At 73.7% G+C, this 18429-nt stretch carries 18 protein-coding genes and 2 pseudogenes; 10 read left to right on the top strand and 10 right to left on the bottom strand.

Features of this window, described 5'->3' with window-relative positions; all coding sequences use genetic code 11:
* Window positions 1-177 (bottom strand): annotated as a pseudogene (locus tag IE177_RS31610) (RNA polymerase sigma factor SigF); the annotation flags it as partial.
* A 175-nt stretch (window positions 178-352) separates the two neighbouring features.
* On the opposite strand from IE177_RS31610, the gene IE177_RS31605 reads away from it, so the two are divergent.
* Complete coding sequence (locus IE177_RS31605; RefSeq protein WP_190018890.1) at window positions 353-1198, top strand: DUF1206 domain-containing protein; 846 nt, start codon at window positions 353-355, stop codon at window positions 1196-1198.
* Window positions 1199-1218: 20 nt separating this feature from the next.
* Here IE177_RS31605 and IE177_RS31600 read toward each other — a convergent pair whose 3' ends face one another.
* Complete coding sequence (locus IE177_RS31600) at window positions 1219-2907, bottom strand: LCP family protein (RefSeq protein ID WP_190018889.1); 1689 nt, start codon at window positions 2905-2907, stop codon at window positions 1219-1221.
* A 355-nt stretch (window positions 2908-3262) separates the two neighbouring features.
* Between IE177_RS31600 and IE177_RS31595 the strand changes: the two genes are divergently transcribed.
* Both IE177_RS31595 and IE177_RS31590 read left to right on the top strand, forming a co-directional pair.
* Window positions 3263-3526, top strand: a complete 264-nt coding sequence (locus IE177_RS31595) for a GlsB/YeaQ/YmgE family stress response membrane protein (RefSeq protein ID WP_190018888.1) — start codon at window positions 3263-3265, stop codon at window positions 3524-3526.
* A 216-nt stretch (window positions 3527-3742) separates the two neighbouring features.
* Window positions 3743-4114, top strand: a complete 372-nt coding sequence (locus IE177_RS31590) for an STAS domain-containing protein (RefSeq protein WP_229816350.1) — start codon at window positions 3743-3745, stop codon at window positions 4112-4114.
* 16 nt (window positions 4115-4130) lie between these two features.
* On the opposite strand, the gene IE177_RS31585 is transcribed toward IE177_RS31590, so the two are convergent.
* Window positions 4131-4898: a LamG domain-containing protein gene (locus tag IE177_RS31585; protein ID WP_190018887.1), complete on the bottom strand. Its 768-nt coding sequence runs from the start codon at window positions 4896-4898 to the stop codon at window positions 4131-4133.
* A gap of 504 nt (window positions 4899-5402) precedes the next feature.
* Between IE177_RS31585 and IE177_RS31580 the strand changes: the two genes are divergently transcribed.
* Both IE177_RS31580 and IE177_RS31575 read left to right on the top strand, forming a co-directional pair.
* A complete protein-coding gene (locus tag IE177_RS31580; RefSeq protein ID WP_190018886.1) occupies window positions 5403-5861 on the top strand; it encodes a Crp/Fnr family transcriptional regulator in 459 nt (152 codons plus the stop codon).
* A 59-nt stretch (window positions 5862-5920) separates the two neighbouring features.
* A pseudogene (locus IE177_RS31575) lies at window positions 5921-6542 on the top strand (CBS domain-containing protein).
* A 100-nt stretch (window positions 6543-6642) separates the two neighbouring features.
* On the opposite strand, the gene IE177_RS31570 reads toward IE177_RS31575, so the two are convergent.
* From IE177_RS31570 to IE177_RS31555, 4 genes are all read right to left on the bottom strand, one after another.
* Window positions 6643-7239: an Rv1733c family protein gene (locus IE177_RS31570; protein WP_190018885.1), complete on the bottom strand. Its 597-nt coding sequence runs from the start codon at window positions 7237-7239 to the stop codon at window positions 6643-6645.
* Window positions 7240-7275: 36 nt separating this feature from the next.
* Window positions 7276-7977 (bottom strand): CBS domain-containing protein, encoded by a 702-nt coding sequence (locus tag IE177_RS31565; RefSeq protein WP_190018884.1) that lies wholly within the window; start codon window positions 7975-7977, stop codon window positions 7276-7278.
* 119 nt (window positions 7978-8096) lie between these two features.
* A complete protein-coding gene (locus tag IE177_RS31560; protein ID WP_190018883.1) occupies window positions 8097-9842 on the bottom strand; it encodes a GAF domain-containing sensor histidine kinase in 1746 nt (581 codons plus the stop codon).
* A gap of 305 nt (window positions 9843-10147) precedes the next feature.
* A complete protein-coding gene (locus IE177_RS31555) occupies window positions 10148-11218 on the bottom strand; it encodes a zinc-dependent alcohol dehydrogenase family protein (RefSeq protein ID WP_190018882.1) in 1071 nt (356 codons plus the stop codon).
* 227 nt (window positions 11219-11445) lie between these two features.
* Here IE177_RS31555 and IE177_RS31550 point away from each other — a divergent pair, with 227 nt between their 5' ends.
* The gene (locus IE177_RS31550) at window positions 11446-11823 is read left to right on the top strand and encodes an STAS domain-containing protein (RefSeq protein WP_190018881.1); all 378 of its coding nucleotides are present in this window, start codon (window positions 11446-11448) and stop codon (window positions 11821-11823) included.
* A gap of 23 nt (window positions 11824-11846) precedes the next feature.
* On the opposite strand, the gene IE177_RS31545 is transcribed toward IE177_RS31550, so the two are convergent.
* Complete coding sequence (locus tag IE177_RS31545) at window positions 11847-12725, bottom strand: universal stress protein (protein WP_190018880.1); 879 nt, start codon at window positions 12723-12725, stop codon at window positions 11847-11849.
* 159 nt (window positions 12726-12884) lie between these two features.
* Between IE177_RS31545 and IE177_RS31540 the strand changes: the two genes are divergently transcribed.
* The 4 genes from IE177_RS31540 (at window position 12885) to IE177_RS31525 (ending at window position 15380) form a co-directional block, all read left to right on the top strand.
* The gene (locus tag IE177_RS31540; protein WP_190018879.1) at window positions 12885-13538 is read left to right on the top strand and encodes a CBS domain-containing protein; all 654 of its coding nucleotides are present in this window, start codon (window positions 12885-12887) and stop codon (window positions 13536-13538) included.
* A 97-nt stretch (window positions 13539-13635) separates the two neighbouring features.
* Window positions 13636-14451 (top strand): serine hydrolase, encoded by an 816-nt coding sequence (locus IE177_RS31535; protein ID WP_190018878.1) that lies wholly within the window; start codon window positions 13636-13638, stop codon window positions 14449-14451.
* A gap of 205 nt (window positions 14452-14656) precedes the next feature.
* On the top strand, window positions 14657-14887 hold the full coding sequence (locus tag IE177_RS31530) for a response regulator transcription factor (protein WP_190018877.1): 231 nt from the start codon (window positions 14657-14659) through the stop codon (window positions 14885-14887).
* A gap of 79 nt (window positions 14888-14966) precedes the next feature.
* Window positions 14967-15380: an SRPBCC family protein gene (locus IE177_RS31525; RefSeq protein ID WP_190018876.1), complete on the top strand. Its 414-nt coding sequence runs from the start codon at window positions 14967-14969 to the stop codon at window positions 15378-15380.
* Window positions 15381-15384: 4 nt separating this feature from the next.
* Here IE177_RS31525 and IE177_RS31520 read toward each other — a convergent pair whose 3' ends face one another.
* A complete protein-coding gene (locus IE177_RS31520; RefSeq protein ID WP_190018875.1) occupies window positions 15385-15876 on the bottom strand; it encodes a hypothetical protein in 492 nt (163 codons plus the stop codon).
* The gene (locus tag IE177_RS31515; RefSeq protein ID WP_190018874.1) at window positions 15873-18275 is read right to left on the bottom strand and encodes a molybdopterin oxidoreductase family protein; all 2403 of its coding nucleotides are present in this window, start codon (window positions 18273-18275) and stop codon (window positions 15873-15875) included. Before IE177_RS31515 ends, IE177_RS31520 begins: the two co-directional genes overlap by 4 nt.
* Between the last annotated feature and the right edge of the window lie 154 nt (window positions 18276-18429).

Below are 18429 nucleotides of genomic sequence, written 5' to 3'. Positions count from 1 at the left end.
CAGCGTGTTCCGCGCGTACTGGAACTCCGGCGTACCCTCCTCCAGCACCGCCAGCCGACCGAAGAACACCCGCGACAACTCCCGCGCGTCCCGCGGCGCCACACCCGCCGGATCGACCAGCTCGGGCAACCCCGCCGCCACCCGCTCCCCCTGGCCCGCCACGGTCTGCGCAGTCATGGTGTTCCCCTCCCGGATCCGTCCGCGTGCGCCGGTGTCGCCGACGACACCTCGCCTACCCGGGCACTCGCCATGCATGCCCGCCGCGCACACGGTCCTTCTGGCGCGCCGGACGCGCGACCACCGTGCGGTCGCGGGCAGGTGTCGGACCGGGAGGCGGGGGCATCGGCGGAGTATGAGCACACAGTCATGGGCACTACGCGGTCGCTTCAAGGCCCGCCGGGCGGCGGACAGCACGGCGATGACGGTCGCCGCCCGGGCGGGTTTCGCCGCCCGGGGACTCATCTACCTGCTCGTGGGCGTCATCGCGCTGCAGATCGCCTTCGCCGGGGACGGCAAGGGGCGGCAGGCGGACCGCGGCGGCGCCCTCGGGGAACTGGCCGAGAAGCCGTTCGGCTCGGCGATGCTGTGGACGGTGGGGATCGCACTGGCCGGGATGGCGCTGTGGCGGCTGTCCGAGGCGGTGTTCGGCGGACCGGGCTCGGACGGTTCCAAGCTGCGCAAGCGGGCGGCGTCGGCGGCCCGTTCCGTCTTCTACGCCTTCGTGTCGTACTCCGTGCTGGCGTACGCCGCCGGCGACCGGGACAGCGGCAGCGGGTCCTCCGACAAGCACACCGACGACGTCACCGCCGTGGTGCTCAAGTGGCCGGGCGGCCAGTGGCTCGTCGGCGTGGCCGGGGTGGCGGTGGTGGTCGCCGGACTGTGGATCGCGGTCCGTGCCGTGCGCAAGAAGTTCCGCAAGCACCTGCGCACCGCGGCCATGTCGCCGCGGACGCGGCGGGTCACCGACGTCCTGGGAGTGACGGGTGGCACGGCTCGCGGGATCGTGTTCGCCGTCGCCGGGGTCTTCGCCGTCGTCGCGGCCGTTCAGCACCGGCCCGGCCGGGCCAAGGGCATGGACGACACCCTGCGCTCCTTCCGTGACCTGCCCGCCGGGCCGTGGCTGCTCGCCCTCATCGCGCTCGGCCTGGCCGCTTTCGGGGTCTTCTCCTGGTGCAACGCGCGCTGGCGCGAGGTCTGAACGGGTCCCGGGCCGCTCGCTCACTCGTCGGAGTCGGGCTTGTTCCGTGCCGCGGCGTAGGCCTGGGCCGGGGTCATGGAGACCCCGTCGAGCCTGACCGTCTTGTAGGGGCTGACCTTGGCGCAGGTCTTGGCCTGGTCGGCGGTGGAGGCGTGGGCGCCTCCGACCGCGGTTTCGGTGTCGGCCGGCGCGGGCGAGGACTTGCCGCCGGGGTAGCTGTCACCACTGGGCCAGTCGCTGCCGACCACGAGGATCAGGTCAGGTCCGCTGCCCTGCCTGAGGTGCGCGTCGGTGAGCCCCAGCGCCCTGGCGACCGTCTGGGCCTCGCCTTTGCGGCCGGCGCCGTAGGTGAGCGTGGTGGTCCTCGCGGGGCTCGGTGCGTTGGCCGTGGTCGTCGCGGGGCTGAAGCCGCGGCCGGTGAGGGCGGTCGCGACGGCGGAGGCGCGACCGGTGATGCCGGTTCCGTTCTCCACGGTCACGGCGATCCCGGCCGCGGGCACGGCCCGGGCGGTGGCCGTGGCCTTCGACGTGGCCGGCGCCGCCGCGGACTTCTTCCCCGATCCGGTGGTCAGGGACTGGTCGTCGGCGATGGTGGAGAAGAGCGTTCTGGCGCCGGGGCCCACCACCACCCGGTTGGCGTCGCCCGGATCCGGAGCGGTCTGCATGGTCGTGAAGGTGATCCGCTTGGCGGGGACCTTGTTCACGTCGGCCGCGAGCCCTATCAGCTTCTTGACCGTGCCCAGCCCGTCGTCCACGGTGAGCGCCTTGGTGGCGGCGTCGGCGAGGGAGTAGACCGCGGTCGGGTCGGTGAGCGTGCCGGCGCTCTTGAACTTGCGGATCATCGCGCTGAGGAAGATGTGCTGGGAGATGGTCCGGCCGAGGTCGCTGCCGTCGCCGAAGCCGTGCCGGGAACGGACGAACTCCAGGGCCGCGACGCCCTTGAGGGTGTGGGAGCCCTCGGACAGCTTCAGGTGGGAGTAGGTGTCGTAGACGTCGTCGTCGACGCACACGGAGACGCCGCCGACCGCGTCGGACATCTTGACCACGCCGGAGAAGTCCAGCTTGACGAAGTGGTCGATGGGTATGCCGGTGAGCCGGTGGACGGTGGCCACCTGGCAGGCGGGTCCGTACTGCAGCGCGCTGTTGACCTGTCCGTAGTAACCGCCGGTGGACCGGCCCGTCTCGCTGTCCTTGCAGGCGGGGACTTTGGTCATGGTGTCGCGGGGGATGCTCATCACGGTGGCGTTGGAGCGGTCCGCCGATATGTGCATCACCATCTGCACGTCCGCGTTGCTGCCGTTCTGCACGCCGGTCCTCGCGCAGCCCCCGCCCAGCCTGCAGTCGGTCTTGCTCGTACGTCCGTCGGAGCCCATCACGAGGATGTTGATCGGGGTGCGGCCGAAGGCGTCGGCCTTCTCGGTGCCGCCCTTGCCGTCGAGCGAGACACTGTGGATGTTGCCGTTGAGGTGCTGGTAGAACCACCAGCCCGCGCCGGCCGTGAGCACGACCAGTGTGGACAGGCATATCGCGAGGATCCTCAGCACCCGTCTGCCGCGACGCACCGGACGGCCTCGCCGCGCCCGCCGTCCGCCGCGGGCGGCCGTCCGGGCCGCGGGCGTCCCGCCGAAGTCGCCGGTGCGCTGTCCGGGCACCCGCGCACCTCTACTGCGCGTGGCCTGGCCTGCGGGCCCGTCCCACGGGTCGCTCATCTCCCACTCCCCTGAACGGTCGTGCCCGTCAGCCCGGGCCGACCGCCGGACGGCCGGACCCGCGCTTGATGTACGGGCGGCGTGAAGCGGCACCTCACCTCGGTTGCGTGATGGCGCAATCTAACAAAGCCATGGCCTGAACCGTACAGATCCATACGCAATTCACAGGTGAGGCATCTCATGCGAGACACCGGCCCGATGTGACGGAGGCCACGCCGCGAGCGCCCGGCAGGCGGAGGGGAAGGGGCCGGCGGGCGCCGGCGCACGCTCAGGCCGGGCGCCACCGGCCCCGGGCGTGGCGCGATGTCGAACGGGCACACGTACACGACCAACGACGAAGGGTGGCCTGCCGGTCATGGAGATCTCAGGAATCATCAGCGCGCTCGTCATCGGCATCGTGATCGGCGCCCTGGGACGGCTCGTGGTCCCGGGACGCCAGCACATCGGCATCCTGTGGACGATCCTGGTCGGCATCGTGGCCGCCCTGATCGGATCGGTCGTCGCGGCCGGTCTCGGTGTCGCGGACACCAAGGGCGTCGACTGGATCGAGTGGCTCGTCCAGATCGCCCTCGCGGCCGTCGGCGTGGCCGCGCTGAGCAGGGTGAAGGCACTGCGCTGAGGGCGCCGCGGAGAACGGGCCCCGCCCTCGCCCGGCCCGCACCGCGCCCCTGCGGACGACAGCGGGGGGCGCGGTGCGCTGCTGTGCAGGCCGGGGCGCACCGGAGCGGGCGGCCCGGTCCCGGACGGGACGGCCGCGCATCGTCCGCGCGATCCGGGGCAGCCACCCGGTGGGGGAATCCTTGGCCAGAAGTCGTCGAACGTTGTCGAGGGACGCGTGAGAGCAACCGCATACACCAACGAACCGGACGACGCGGACCGGTTGTCGGTCAGCCGTGCCACCGTCGAGGGCGTCACCGTCGTCACGGTGGCCGGAGAGATCGACCACCACACCGCCGGCGCGCTGCGCCGGTCCCTGATACCCGGTGAACCCGCGGCGGCGGCGCGCACCGTCGCGGATTTCACCGGTGTGCCCTTCATGGACTCCAGCGGCATCAACGTCCTCATCGCCGCGCACCAGGCCCACGGCCCGGCCGGCTGGCTGCGGCTGGCCGGCGTCCGCGGGGCCGTCCTGCGGACCCTGGAGATCGTCGGGCTCACCGCCCTCGTCGACTGCTACCCGGGCGTCCAGGAGGCCCTCGACGCCTGAGGCGCGCGGCCCCTCATCAGGCCGGCTCGTCCAGGGCCGCCTCCTCCCCGGCTTCGGCGGCCGCCACCGCGTCGCCGGTCGGACGGCGTACGACGAGCCTGCTCACCTCGAACGACATCTCGGCCGTCCGCGGGGCGGGCGCCGGGTGGTAACGGCCCGCCGAAACAGACAGGTTGACGATGAGATAGGCGTGCCAGCGGCGTCCCACCCCCCGCTGGTCCGAGAAGACCCGTGAGCCGTTCACCCACCAGACGACGGAACGGGCCCCGAACTCGGTCCGCAGGTCGACCCAGGCGCCGGGGGCGATGGCGTCGTCCCGGAGCGAGAAGCCGGCGCCCCGCACGTGGTTGCCGAACTCCAGGAGGTGCGGATGGTCCGGGTGGTACTCGAAGACGTCGATCTCCTGGTCGCCGTCGCGCCAGGTCCAGATCGCCGGCCACGCCCCGACCTCGCGGGGCAGCCGTACCCGCGCCTCCAGCACGTCGCCCGGCCGCAGGGCGAAGGCCTGCTCGCTGCCCTCCGTGGTCAGCAGGCCCGTGTTCCACAGGCCGTCCGGCCGCCGGACGGCTCTGAAGACCCCGGAGCGGCTGTAGGAGGGGTCGGTCACCAGATGGTCCAGTTTGTCGTCGCCCGGGTTGACCGGGCCCCCGTCGGGATAGGCCCATGAGCGCCCCGCCACCCACTGTTCGGCGGACGCGAAGTCCGCGGTGAGCACGACGTCGGTGGACGGAGCGGACGGGGTGCGCTGAGCCGGGAACGGATCGCCCGGATTCGGTTGCTGCATGCCGGATGTCTCACCGGCTCGGCTCCGGACATGCGCCGGCGTCCCCGGCGGGGCCCCATGACAACCCCTTCGGGTGACGGACGCGGGGCGGGGGCCGGTCGGCCCCTGGTGCGCCGCTGCGTTCCGTGGTGTCCTTGTAGTGACGGGAAGGACCCGAGAAAGACGCGGGGAAGCGGCCTCGAACCGCGCACCGCGCAATCCGGATCCGCGAGAAGCGGGTGGCCCTTCCCGTCCTTTCGCCGCGCCCGGCCTCCGGCCGTGAGTTCCCTTCGGCCCCTGCGGTCGCCCGTGGCCGTCCGTTCCTCCTCGTGCCGTGACTCCCGTTCGCCTCGTGACACCGCCCGCCACGGCGACCGGAGCGTGCGGAGCCGCCGGGCACGTGGGCCGAACGGCCCCCGACCGGGCCCGAGCGGCCCGTGGTGCCGCGCGCGTCTGAGGCCCACGCTATGAGCACAGGACAACACGCCCACGCCGGGAGCAGCAGCCCCGAAGGGAGTCGGTGCGATGACCTCCGCCACCACCATGACCGCGGCTCTCGAGCCCGTCCACCGCGACCGGCTGATGCCCCTGGCACGCGAGGTCTGCTTCGCAGCCGGCACCCGGTTGTTCGAGGAGGGCCGCCGCGCCGACCGCTTCTGGATCGTGCGCACCGGCACAGTCGACCTCGACCTGCACGTGCCCGGCCGCCGCCCCGCGGTCGTCGAGACGCTCGGCCACAACGAACTCGTCGGCTGGTCCTGGCACTTCCAGCCGTACGTCTGGCACCTGGGCGCCGAGGCGATGACCCCGGTGCGGGCCTGGGAGTTCGACGCGGCGGCCGTACGGGCGATGTGCGCCGAGGACCCGGAGTTCGGACGGGCGATCGCCGTCTGGGTCGGGCGGGTGGTCGCTCAGCGGCTGCACGCCTCCCGGGTCCGCCTGCTCGACCTGTACGCCCCCTACGGCAGCGGGGGCCTGGCATGACCGGACGGCCGGGTGAGGAGGAGACCGTGTACGGCAGCCCGCAACGGGTGCGCGACGTGATGACCCGTGCCGTGGTCGCGGTGGGCCGCGACGCCCTGTTCAAGGACATGGTCGAACGGATGACGCAGTGGAAGGTCAGCGCCCTTCCCGTCCTGACGGGTGACGGGAGGGTGATCGGCGTGGTGTCGGAGGCCGATCTGCTGCCCAAGGAGGAGTTCCGGGACAGCGATCCCGACCGGCTCACCCAGCTGCGCCGGCTGGCCGACCTGGCCAGGGCGGGGGCGGTGAACGCCGAGGAGCTGATGAGCACGCCGGCCGTCACCGTGCACGCCGACGCCACGCTCGCCGAGGCGTCCCGCATCATGGCCCTGCGGCACGTCAAGCGGCTGCCCGTGGTGAACGCGGAGGGCCTGCTCGAAGGCGTGGTCAGCCGGAGCGACCTTCTGAAGGTGTTCCTGCGCTCCGACGACGAACTGGCCGACGAGATCCGCCGCGACGTCCTCGACGTGCTGTTCCCGGCCCCCGTCGAACCCCGTGCACATCACCGTCACCGACGGCGTGGCCACGCTGACCGGGCGGGTCCCGGACGGTACGCGGATCCCGCTCGCGGCCCGGATGGCGCGGGGCGTCGAGGGTGTCGTGGAGGTGGACTGCCGGCTCACCGCGGCGGACGCGCGGTGAGCCGGCGGCACCGCCCGCGCGCGTCCGGGAGCCGCCTCGGGCTCGGGTGCCCGTGAGGGTTCGGGTACCGCTGGAGGGCCCGGGTACCGCCGCACCGGATTCAGGTACCGCTGAAGTTGCCCCAGCGCGGACCGATCTGCTTCCACTCCTCGTCCCACTCGGCCATGCGCCGCCGGATGAGCCGGCCGCGGACGAACCAGCCCGCGGCCCAGACGGCCGCACCGGCCGACGGGGCCACGAGAACGCCGGTGAGGGCCGACTGCAGGCCGGCCGCGGCCCCGGTCACGGGTGCCGCGACCACCCGGCCGGCCCGGTCCGTCCACACCGTCACCCGGCTGCCGCCGGGGGCGCCCGGGAAGACCTTCGTCCGGCCGGTGTGCACCGAGCCGTCCTTGTCCGTCCAGCGCACCGCGGCCCACACCCGGCCGTCGTCGTATCCGGTGGAGGCGGGCGGGGTCTTCACCGCGCCGTCGGTGAGGACGGCGGACACCTGGTGCAACTGAGCCCGGCGCGCCGCGAACGCCGCGTCGGTGGCCTGTGCCGCCAGCACGCCCGCGAGGACTCCGCCGACGAGGACGAGGATCCAGGTGACCAGGACGACCCAGGCCTCGACGACATCGCTGTGCCGTCTGAGCGGGTTGCGCCGCCATCGCCACAGCCGGACGGGGGTGACTGTCGTGGGGGGTGTCCTGGTCATCGTCACCGCCTCTTCTCGTGCGCCGGCGGGTGCGCCTCACGGCGTGCCGGTCCGCTCGGCGTCCGGCAGGTCCGGATCGAGGTCCGGGCGCCGGGGCGGCCCGGCCAGCGCGCACCGCACGTCCACCACGCCCGGCACGGAGCGGGCGAGACGGACGGCGAGCGGTACGAGGTGGGTCTCTCGGACCCGGCCGCCGAGCGTCACTACACCATCGTGCACCTCCACCCGGATCGCCGCGGCGTGGGCGCCGAAAAGGTGTACGACGACCTCCCGCCGTACCTCCTCGGCGAGGTCCGCGTCGTCCCGCAGGAACACCCTCAGGAGGTCCGAACGGCTGACGATGCCCCGCAGCGTGCCGTCGGGCGCGACCACCGGCAGCCGCTTGACCCCGGCGTGCGCCATGGCGCGCGCGGCGAGGGCCAGGGTGGCGTCGGGTACGACGGTGACGGCGGGACAGGTCATCAGCTCACCGGCGGTCGTCGCGTCCGCCTTGCCGGCGTCGGCGTCGCGCCGCACCCGGCCGTAGCGGTCGGCGGCGCCCTCGCGGTACTCCTCCTTGGGCAGCAGGTCCGCCTCGGAGACGACGCCCACCACGTGTCCGGCGTCGTCCAGTACCGGCAGCGCGCTGACCCGCCACTCGCGCATGGCCTGCACGATGTCCTTGAAGGCCGCACCCGTGCGCAGGGCGACGACCGTCCGGGTCATCACGTCGTTCACGACGGTCGGGGTGTCGTCCATGGCGTCCTCCCGGGATCGGTGCCGTCGGTACGACACTTCCAGCCTGCCGCCGGCGGTGCGTGCGCGCCATGGGCCGAACGGACCCGGCAGGCCGCCCACCGGCCACACGGCCGGCCGCCCTACGTCTTCGGCAGCGGGACGCGCCACTCCAGCGTGGTGCCGCCGGTCTCGCCGCTGGTCACCCGGAGCCGTCCGCCGAGCTGTTCCGCCCGCCGCGCCATGTTGCGCAGGCCGCTGCGCCGGCCCTCCGGAGGAATGCCGACGCCGTCGTCGCCGACCCTGAGGCACACCTCGTGGCCGTCGGTGGTGAGCAGCACCTCGGTCCGGTCCGCGTGGGCGTGCCGGACCACGTTCGAGAGGGCCTCCGAGAGCACGGCCACCACGTGGTCGGCGATCTCGCGCGGCACCTCGGTGTCGACGAGTCCCTCCATCCGCACGCTCGGCGGGTGGCCGAGCACCCGGGCGCTGTCGCCGGCCACGCGGACGAGCCTGGCCCGCAGGCCGCTCTCGGCGGTGCCCGGGTGCGTCCGCAGCCCGAAGATCGTCGACCTGATGATCCTGATGGTCTCGTCGAGGTCGTCGACGGCCCGCAGCACCCGTGCGCGGGCCTCCTCGTGCTCGATGAAGCGGCCCGCGCTCTGCAGGGTCATCCCGGTGGCGAACAGCCGCTGGATGGCGAGGTCGTGCAGGTCCCGGGCGATCCGGTCGCGGTCCTCCAGCAGCGCGATCTGCTGGGCGTCCTGCCGCCGTTCCGCCAGCTCCATCGCGATCGCGGCCTGGGCGGCGAACCCCCGCAGCATCTCGCTCTCCTGACCGGAGAACACCGGCCGCCCGCTCTCACGGGCCAGCAGGACCACGCCCCGCGCCCCGGCCTCACCGGTCCCGATGGGAACGGCCACGGCGGGGCCAAGGCCGCGGAAGCGCGGGGGCTCGGCGGAGATCCGTTCGTCGTGGTCGACGTCGTCGCTGGTGACCGGGGCGGCGGCGGAGAAGGCCAGTCCCATCAGGCTCTCGCCGAGCGGGAGGACGAGTCCGCGGTGCGCCTTGGCCTCGGCCCCAACGGCGATCTCCACGGAGAGGCGGCCGGTGTCCCGCAGGGGCACGGCGACCGCGGCGAGCGCCGAGCCCGTGATCTCGCGGGCCCGCTCCGCGATGAGGTCCAGGGCCTCCGAGCGCGCGCTGCCGGACATCAGGCTGTGGCCGATCTCGGCGTTCGCCAGCAGCCAGCGCTCGCGCTGCCGGGACTCCTCGTACAGCCGGGCGTTGTCGATGGCGACACCGGCGGCGACGGCCAGCGTCGAGAGGACCGATTCGTCCTCCTCGTCGAACTCCGCACCGCCGCGTTTCTCGGTCAGGTACAGGTTGCCGAAGACCTCGTCGCGGACCCGGATCGGGACGCCGAGGAAGCTGTTCATCGGCGGATGGCCCGGCGGGAAGCCGTACGAGGCGGTGTGCCGGGAGAGCTTCGCCAGCCGCAGCGGCCGCGGACGCCGGATCAGCTCGCCGAGGATGCCGTGCCCCTGCGGGAAGGGGCCGATCCGCCTGATCTCCTCCTCGCTCACGCCGACGGTGTGGAAGGCGGAGAGGGTCCGGCCGTCCGGTCCGATGACGCCGAGGGCACCGTACTCGGCGTCCACCAGGGTCGCCGCCGCCTCGACGACGGAGTGCAGGGCCTGTTCCAGGTCCAGTTCACGGCCGACGGAGAGCACCGCCTCCAGCAGGCTGTGCACCCGGTCCCGGGTGCCGCGGGCCGCGTCGATCCGGGCCTGCAGCTCCTCCAGCAGCTCGTCGAGCTTCAGCTGCGGCAGCCGTACGCGGGGCGCCTCGGGGCTCGTCACCGTTCCTCCAGTCCCCCGGGGCCGCATGTCCGGATCACGACGGGATCGCGGGCCCCCGGCACTCCCCGGCACCGCGCGCTGGTTCCGGCCTGATCCGGACGGAAGGCCCCAGGCGCGTCGCTGGTCCACCACGGTAACCGTCCCGCGCGGCGCACGGGCGGGCGGCGCCGGGGGAACCGCGCCCGGTGCTCCGGGCAGGGACCACCGGCCCCGCCGCGGGACCGGACGGCACTGGTGCGGGGGAGGGGGCCGGGGCGAGAGTGGAACCAGGAGCGGCACCGATCCCCCGTGGTGCCGCTCCGCCCCACGAGGAGTGTTCACGCCATGATCGGTCAGGCCGCGGGGACGGCCAGTTCCGCGTGCTGTTCCCCGCCGAGGACCACCTTCAGCGCCCCGGTCTCACCGGCCCGGGAGAAGACCTCGTAGGCCTCCTCCATCTGCTGCAGCGGGAACGTGTGGGTGACCAGCAGCCCGGTCGGCAGCCGGCCTGCCGCCGCCATCCGCAGCAGGGTCGGGGTGGAGTAGGTGTCGACCAGGCCCGTCGTGATGGTCACGTTCCTGATCCACAGCTCTTCGAGGTGCAGGGTGGCCGGCCGGCCGTGGACGCCCACGTTCGCCACGTGTCCGCCGGGCCGCACCACGCGGGTGCACAGCTCGAAGCTCTCCGGGACGCCGACGGCCTCGATGGCCACGTCCGCGCCGAGCTCGTCGGTCAGATCGGACACCAACTGACCGGGAGCCTCGCGCACGTCGGCCACCGCGTCGGCGCCGAGCCGCCGCGCCGCCTCCAGCCGGGCCGGTACCAGGTCGACGGCGATGATCCGCTCGGGCGCGAACAGGCGGGCCGTGACGATCGCGGCCAGCCCGATGGGCCCGGCGCCGACGATGGCGACGGTGTCCCCGGGGCGTACGTGGCCGTTGAGGACGCCGACCTCGTACGCGGTGGGGAAGATGTCGGCGAGCAGGACGGCGTCCTCGCTGCGCAGGGCGGCGGGCAGCGCGTGCACGGAGAGGTCGGCGCAGGGCACGCGGACGTACTCGGCCTGCGTGCCGTCGATCCGGTGGCCGAGGATCCAGCCTCCGCCGCCGCGGCACTGGCCGTAGCTGCCGTCCCGGCAGAAGCGGCAGCGGCCGCACGAGGTGATGCAGGAGATCAGCACCCGGTCGCCGGGCCGTACGGTCCGCACGTCGCTGCCGACCTCGACGATCTCGCCGACCGCCTCGTGGCCGAGCACCGTGCCGGGGCGCACCTCGGGCACGTCGCCCTTGAGGATGTGCAGGTCGGTCCCGCAGATGGTCACCGCGCCGACCTTCACGATGGCGTCGGTCGGTTCCTTGACCGCCGGGTCCGGGACGTCCTGCCAGGCGGCCTGTCCGGGACCGTGGAAGACGAAGCCTTTCATGGCGCTCCTCACCCTCGTCGGTGGCGGTACCACGGGGGCGCGGGTTCCGGCGCGGTGCCGGTGCCGGCCCCACGAGTCCAGCTTCCCCCGTGCCGGGCGGTTCCGCTCGGGCCGTCGGGCCCCGGCGCGCGGAGGGGGGCCGTGCGCCGAGGCCGGTCCCGGAAACACCCGTGAAGAGGGCCGACTGGCCCTACCCGGCAGCCCGGCGGTCGGGTTTGGCTTGTCCCATGCCCGAGAACCACGTGCGGCGCGGCGCCGCGGAGCAGACCGGTCACGGTGCGGCCGAGGCCCGCCGGGCGCCCGGCGGGGCCACGGTCCTGCCGTTGCGGGGGGACATCGACCTGCTGACGGTGCCCGCCCTGGCGGAGCGGCTCGACGCGCTCACCGCGTGTCCGAGCCCCGACCTGGTGCTGGACCTCCGTCCGGTCGACTTCATCGACTGCGCCGGGCTGGGGGTCCTGTGCCGGGCCCGCAACCGGACGCTGGCCCGGCGGGGCAGACTGCGGCTCGTCGCGGACAGCCCGTGCTTCCTGCGGATGCTGCGGGTGACGGGGCTGTCGGGCGTGTTCGAGGTGCACCGGCAGCTGCCGGCCGCCTGCCGGTGAGGGCGGGCCGGCGGGGGCCGGCCTCAGGCGGGTTCCGGGTGCGCGGCGGGGCCGGGCGGTTCGGGTACGACGGCCACGGGGCAGTGCGCGTGGTGCAGGACGCCGTGGGGCACGCGGCCCAGTTGCGGGCCGAGGCGGCCATGCCGTCGGCTGACGCCGACGACGAGCAGTCCGGCGTCGCGGGAGGCCGCGAGCAGCGCGTCGCGGGCGTTGCCCTCGACGCGGCTCCGGCGCAGTTCCATGCCCTCCGGGGCGTCCGCCAGCGCCTGTTCCACCAGCTCGGCGGCGTCCTGTTCGTGCGGGTGCCCGGAGAGGGCGTGCCCGGGGCGCCGCCAGGCCCGTAGGGCCTCCAGGGGCACCTCGCGCAGCGCGGCCTCCCGGATCGCGAACCGGACGGCGGCCGAGCCCGCCGGTCTGCCCGGGACGCCGAGGACGACGCGGCCCCGGGCGCCGGCCGGCTCCGGGCCGCCCCGCACCACGATCACCGGGCAGTGCGCGTGTCCGGCGACCGTCACGCCGACGGAACCGAGGAGCGCCTCGGCGACGCCGCCGCGGCCCCGGACGCCCAGCACCACGGCGAGGGCGGTGCGGCTCTCGCGCACCAGCCCGCTTTCGGGCTCCTCGGGGAGCACGTCGGTGGTGACCGGCACGCCCGGCCGGCCGGTGCGCACCCGCTGCTCGGCGACGCCCACGACGTCCCTGGCCATCACCTCCTCGGCCGGTCTGCCGAGTTCCTGCGCGAGCAGGGCGCCTTCGTAGCGTTCCCAGAGCGAGGCGTACACCAGGCGGAGCGGTGCCCCGCGCAGGACGGCCTCCTCCGCGGCCCAGTCCACGGCGCGCAGGCTCGGCTCGGAGCCGTCGACGCCCACGACGATCGGAAGTTCCCGCACCGCTGCGGACATCCTCTCCACCTCCCGCAGGACGACCTGGTGCCGGCGTGGGGGGCGCGGCGAGGCCGAACGGCCCGCCCCGCAGGGCCATGCGGCCACTGTGCCGCGCTTCGCGTGCCCGCGCATGCTGGTCGCGGCAGGACCGGTCCCCGGCACGGACGGAGTGTCACCATGTACGGCACACCGCACATCGTCAGCGATGTGATGACCCACACGGTCGCCGCCGTAGGGCGGCGGGCTCCCTTCAAGGAGATCGTGCGGCTGATGCAGGACTGGCAGGTCAGCGCCCTGCCGGTGATCGAGGGCGAGGGCCGGGTGGTCGGGGTGGTGTCCGAGGCCGACCTGCTGCCCAAGGAGGAGCTGCGGGACGAGCCCGCGGAGGAGTACCGGCGGCAGCGCCGCCCGGCCGACCTGGCGAAGGCCGAGGGGATCACGGCCGGGGACCTGATGTCCTCGCCGGCGGTGACGGTCCGGGCGGACACGACCCTGGCCGAGGCCGCTCGCACCATGGCGCGGACGGGGGTCAAGCGACTGCCCGTGGTCGACGCCGTCGGCATGCTGGAGGGCGTCGTCAGCCGCGTCGACCTGCTCAAGGTCTTCCTGCGCGGGGACGAGGACATCGCCGAGGAGGTCCGGCGCGAGATCGTGGCGTACCTGTTCCCTCCGCCGTCCTCGGCCGTCCGGGTGGAGGTGCACGACGGTGTCGCCACGCTCACGGGACGGGTCCGCGACACGGCGCTGGTCCCCGTGGCCGCCCGTCTGGTGCGGGCCGTCGAGGGCGTGGTGGACGTGCGGTTCGACCTCGCGCGACCGGCCGCGGGGTGAGGCCGGGCGGTGGCTCTTCTCACAATCCCTCTGGAATCGGGGCAGAAGTGATGGGCACCACGGCCCGGGTGCGGCCTTTTGTCTACGTTCGTGACCCATGTCGTCCCACCACTCCCCCGCAGCACGCCTCACGGCAGGCGCCCTCCTCACGTCGGCGGCGGCCCTCGCGTCCGTCGGCACGCTGGCCCCGGCACCGGCGGCCGCCGCCACCGCCACCGGTCAGCAGAAGAAGGCGCACGCCACGGCGGCCGTGCTCGACCTGGACGGCGGCGACGGCGCCCCGGTGATCCACGGCGCGGACCGGGCGTACGACACCGCCAGCATCGTCAAGGTCGACATCCTGGCGGCGCTGCTGCTCAAGGCGCAGGACGAGGGACGGCAGCTCACCTCTCAGGAGCGCGGGCGCGCGGAGCCGATGATCCGGCGCAGCGACAACGCGGCGGCCAACGCCCTGTGGCGGGAGATCGGCGAGGCCCCGGGCCTGGCCGCGGCGAACAAGCGGCTGGGCCTGACGTCGACCAGCGGCGGGCCCGGCGCCAAGTGGGGGCTGACGCGGACGACCGCGAGCGACCAGATACGACTGCTGCGCGCCGTGTTCGGCACCGGCGCGAAGAGGAGTCCGGGCGCCGGCGCGCTCGGCGCGAAGTCCCGGGCCTACGTGCGCACCCTGATGAGCCGGGTCGCCCCCGAACAGGCCTGGGGGGTCACGGCGGTCTCCGGCCCGGGCGCCCGGCAGGCACTGAAGAACGGCTGGCTGCAGCGCGATACCACCGGACTGTGGGACGTCAACAGCGTCGGGCAGGTGACCGTGAAGGGGCACCGGTACCTCGTCGCGGTGCTGTCGAACGGCAGCGCGTCCATGAGCGACGGGATCTCGCTGGTGGAGCGGACGGCGCGGGAGGCCATGACGTAACGGCGGACCGGCGGCACGGCACAGGGGCGGAGGAACGGTTCAAACGTTCCTCCGCCCCTGTGACGTGCCTGTGACAGTCGGCGGACACACCGATGACGTCGGGCGAGCAACCTATTGAAACAAGGGCAAATCGCCCTAATCGGTCAGACACCTCGCCCCCGTCGCCCAGCGCGGCACCCCCGAGCCGTCCGCCGGAGGAACCCCCATGAGCGCCACTCCCGCCCTTCAGCACACCGAAGCCGCCGCCCCCGCGCTGGCTCCGCGCGAGCAGGAGACGCTCCGGCACATCGCCGCCGGTCGCACCTACCTGCAGACGGCCCGCCACATGGGACTCTCCACCCACACGGTGGACGCCTACCTGCGCCGCATCCGGGCCAAGTTCAACATCAGCAACACCGCCGAGCTGACCCGCGTCGCCATCGCCCTCGGCCTGTGACACCGGACCCGCTTTTCGGCCGCCGCCGAAGGGGCACGCGGTCGGGGTACGGATCCCGACCGGAGGGGCGGTGGCACCCATGTCCGAGTACGAACGTTCCCGCACCATGCCCGCACAGCCCGAGCACGTCTTCGACCAGGCGGCGAACGTCGGCCAGCTGGACGCCTGGCTACCGGACGCCGTGCACGTGGACGTGCAGGACCCGCCCGCCGTCACCGTGCACGAGGAGCGCTCGGGCCAGGACATGCCCGCACTGCTGCGGTCCGAGCCGGACCAGATGCGCCTGGAGTGGGGCACCCGGGGGCAGAACAGCTACACCGGCTGGCTCCAGGTGGCCGGCATCGGCAGCGGCGCCAGCGAGGTCACCGTGCACCTGTCCTTCTTCGAGGCCGGTCACGACCCGGGCGAGCAGGCGGTGTACGACGCCCTCGACGGCAGCCTGCGGCGCCTGGAGGAACAGGTGCGCTTGCGCGTCGACAACGCGGCGGGCTGAGCGCTCAGACGCTGGTCAGCACCTGGGGCGAGAGCTGCTTGATCACGGTGTTGGTCCAGCGGGCCTGGCGCAGTGTCCGCGGGTGGCAGGCGGTCGTGAGCGCGAGCAGCCGGGGGTCGCGGGCCGCCTGCCCGGCCTGCGCGAGCATCTCCCAGTGGACGGAGTTGCGGGTGGCGGCCAGATGGAGGTCGAGCAGGTCGTGCAGCAGGGCCAGGCCGGGCTCCGGACGGCGGCCGACGGCCTCCGCGGCCTTGGCGCGCAGGCCGGCGAGGGCGCCCGGAGACGGATCGGCGGGCGGCCCCGACAGGTCGAGGCCGTAGTGGTGACCGGTGTCGGCGAGGCGGGCACAGTGCTCGTGCGACCAGCCGGCCAGGTCCGTGGCCACATGGTGGACCTCGTGCTCCGTGCGGTGCCGCTCGGCGACGGCCAGCAGCGCCTTCTCCAGGTGGCGTTCGCCGTGGTGCAGGGTGCGCAGGGTGACGGTTAGGGCGTTCATCGGGCGCTCCTGGCGGTGCGTGCGGTGTGTGCGGTGCGGTGTCGCTCCGTTCCTGTGCCCGGCTCGACCGGTGTCACGCGGGCCGCGCAGGTCTTGAACAGGGGCTGCTTGGACACGGGGTCCCAGTCGGTGATCGTGCCCTCGTTGGCGGCCCGGCCCGCGCCGTCGGCGGCCGGGCGGTGTCCCGCGGGCGTGTCCCAGTAGCCGTAGTGGAAGGGCACGAACACCACGCCGTCCCGCATCGGCGTGATCCGCAGCCGGGCCCGCACCGCTCCGCGCCGGGTGCCGACCTCGACCAGGTCGCCGGCGTGCAGCCCCAGGGCGGCGGCCTCGGCGCCGGACATCTCGGCCCAGACGTCGGGGGCGGCGGCGTTCAGCTCGGGCGCGCGGCCGGTCTTGGTGCGGGTGTGGAAGTGGTGGACGGTACGACCGGTGATCAGCTGGAGCGGGAAGTCCGGCGAGACGTCCTCGTGCGGGGGAAGGTACTCGGCAGCCTTCACGACGGCCTTGCCGTCGGGGTTGAGGGACCGGTACTCCACGGGTTCGTCGGGCGCCCCGGTGACCAGGTCCTTGCCGTAGCTCTCGCAGGTGTCGGGATGGGCGAAGGGGAAGCCGTCGGTGTAGAGGCGCGACGTGCCGTCCGGGGCGCCGGCGGTGCAGGGCCACTGGATCCCGGTGCCGCCGTGCAGCCGTTCGTAGCTCAGCCCGGTGTAGTCACAGGGCCGCCCGGCGCTGCACCGCTGCCAGGCGGCGAACGCCGACTCGGGGTCGTGCCAGCCGATCAGCGGGCCGCCGTCCTTGTCGCGGAAGTCCATGCGGGCGGCGAAGTCGAGGAAGATGTCAAGGTCCGGGCGGGCTTCGCCGGGCGGGTCGACGGCCTTGTCCGACAGGTGCACGGTGCGGTCGGCGTTGGTGAGGGTGCCGGTCTTCTCGCCCCAGGTCGCGGCGGGCAGCACGACGTCGGCGAGCTGGGCGGTCTCGGTTTCGAACAGGTCCTGGACGACGACGAAGAGGCGTTCCTGGCCGAGGATCGAGCGGATGCGGGCCAGTTCGGGCAGTGAGACGGCCGGGTTGGTCCCGCTGATCCACAGCATGCGCAGCGTGCCCTGCTCGGCGTACCGGAACATCTGCATCGCATGAGTGGGCGGCGCGTAGTGGGGGATGCGGTCCGGGGTCACGTTCCACACCTCGGCCAGCTGGGCGACCTGCTCGTCGTTCTGCCAGTTCCGGAAGCCCGGCAGATTGCCGTCGGCGCCGCACTCGCGGGTGTTCTCGGCGCTGGGCTGGCCGTTCATCTGCAGCAGGCCGCGGCCCGGGCGGCCGAGCATGCCCCGGATCAGGTGCAGGTTGTTCACCTGCACGGCGGCGGCGGTGGCCTGGTGGGACTGGTAGAAGCCCTGCAGCACGGTCGAGGTCAGTCGCTCGGCGGTGCCGAGGATCTCCGCAGCCCGCTCGATCCCGGGGGCCGGCACGTCGCAGATCCGGGAGGCCCAGCGGGGCGTGCACCGCTCGACCCGGGCGGCCAGTTCCGCGTAGCCGACGGTGTGCGCGTCGATGTAGGAGGGGTCGGTCCAGCCCCTGCGGATGATCTCGTGGAGGAGGGCGTTCATGAGCGCCACGTTGGTGCCCGGGCGGGGCGCCAGGTGGACGGTGGCCCGTCGTGCCACCGGCGTGGTGCGCGGGTCGACGCAGACCAGCGCCGGCGGGTCGCCGCCCGCGAGCCGGTCCAGGACCCGCGCCCACAGCACCGTCTGGGTCTCGGCCATGTTGTGCCCGAACAGGGCGAGGGCGTCGGCGTGGTCGATGTCCTCGTACGAACCCGGCTGCCCGTCGCAGCCGAAGCTCTCCTTGAGCGCCTCGGCGGCGGTCGACGTGCACAGCCGGGTGTTCCCGTCCAGGTGGTTGGTGCCGATGCCGGCCCGGGCGAGCACGGCCAGGGTGTAGTACTCCTCCAGGAAGAGCTGGCCGCTGGTGTAGAAGCCGATGGAGCCGGGCCCGCGCTCGTCGAGCAGGTGCCGGGTGCGGCTCACGATCCGGTCCATGGCCGTGTCCCAGTCGGAGGGGACCAGCCGTCCGTTGCGGCGCACGAGCGGCCGGGTCAGCCGGTCCGGGGAGTTGTTCGCCTGCCAGCCGTACAGGTCCTTCGGCCCGAGCCGGCCGCGGTTGACCCGGTCGCCGGCCCGGCCGCGCACGCCGACGACGCGTCCGTGGCGTACGGCGATGTCCATGGCGTCGCCGTTGGAGTGCAGCACGGAGGCCGTCTGCACCCAGCGCTCCACGTCTGCCTCGGTGAGGCCGGGCGCCAGGTGCCGGTCGGTGCGGGCGGGCCAGGGGGTGCCGCGGTCGTAGGGGGTGCGTTCACCCCAGGGATCGGCGATGCGGTCGGCCTCGGTCGTCACTGTCCTACCTCCGGGGGGTCGCTCGGATGCCGCGCGAGTACCCCGGCGGTGCCCGCTACCCCCGGCTTCGCCCGGAGCGGGATCCGGCAGCGGCTGCCCACGGACCCGTGAGGGCCTCCCCGGTGTCTTCGGGAAGGCCCTCACAGGAGGTGTG

The organism is Streptomyces lucensis JCM 4490, assembly GCF_014650035.1.
In the GTDB taxonomy this organism is placed as follows: domain Bacteria; phylum Actinomycetota; class Actinomycetes; order Streptomycetales; family Streptomycetaceae; genus Streptomyces; species Streptomyces lucensis.
This window is presented reverse-complemented; position numbering and strand designations above follow the sequence as displayed.

Coding starts and splice junctions, on each gene's coding strand:
- IE177_RS31525 (WP_190018876.1), top strand. CDS start 14,967: ATGTCCGAGTACGAACGTTCCCGCACCATGCCCGCACAGCCCGAGCAC.
- IE177_RS31605 (WP_190018890.1), top strand. CDS start 353: ATGAGCACACAGTCATGGGCACTACGCGGTCGCTTCAAGGCCCGCCGG.
- IE177_RS31550 (WP_190018881.1), top strand. CDS start 11,446: ATGCCCGAGAACCACGTGCGGCGCGGCGCCGCGGAGCAGACCGGTCAC.
- IE177_RS31585 (WP_190018887.1), bottom strand. CDS start 4,898: ATGCAGCAACCGAATCCGGGCGATCCGTTCCCGGCTCAGCGCACCCCG.
- IE177_RS31555 (WP_190018882.1), bottom strand. CDS start 11,218: ATGAAAGGCTTCGTCTTCCACGGTCCCGGACAGGCCGCCTGGCAGGAC.
- IE177_RS31560 (WP_190018883.1), bottom strand. CDS start 9,842: ATGCGGCCCCGGGGGACTGGAGGAACGGTGACGAGCCCCGAGGCGCCC.
- IE177_RS31570 (WP_190018885.1), bottom strand. CDS start 7,239: ATGACCAGGACACCCCCCACGACAGTCACCCCCGTCCGGCTGTGGCGA.
- IE177_RS31545 (WP_190018880.1), bottom strand. CDS start 12,725: ATGTCCGCAGCGGTGCGGGAACTTCCGATCGTCGTGGGCGTCGACGGC.
- IE177_RS31540 (WP_190018879.1), top strand. CDS start 12,885: ATGTACGGCACACCGCACATCGTCAGCGATGTGATGACCCACACGGTC.
- IE177_RS31595 (WP_190018888.1), top strand. CDS start 3,263: ATGGAGATCTCAGGAATCATCAGCGCGCTCGTCATCGGCATCGTGATC.
- IE177_RS31565 (WP_190018884.1), bottom strand. CDS start 7,977: ATGGACGACACCCCGACCGTCGTGAACGACGTGATGACCCGGACGGTC.
- IE177_RS31520 (WP_190018875.1), bottom strand. CDS start 15,876: ATGAACGCCCTAACCGTCACCCTGCGCACCCTGCACCACGGCGAACGC.
- IE177_RS31580 (WP_190018886.1), top strand. CDS start 5,403: ATGACCTCCGCCACCACCATGACCGCGGCTCTCGAGCCCGTCCACCGC.
- IE177_RS31530 (WP_190018877.1), top strand. CDS start 14,657: ATGAGCGCCACTCCCGCCCTTCAGCACACCGAAGCCGCCGCCCCCGCG.
- IE177_RS31535 (WP_190018878.1), top strand. CDS start 13,636: ATGTCGTCCCACCACTCCCCCGCAGCACGCCTCACGGCAGGCGCCCTC.
- IE177_RS31600 (WP_190018889.1), bottom strand. CDS start 2,907: ATGAGCGACCCGTGGGACGGGCCCGCAGGCCAGGCCACGCGCAGTAGA.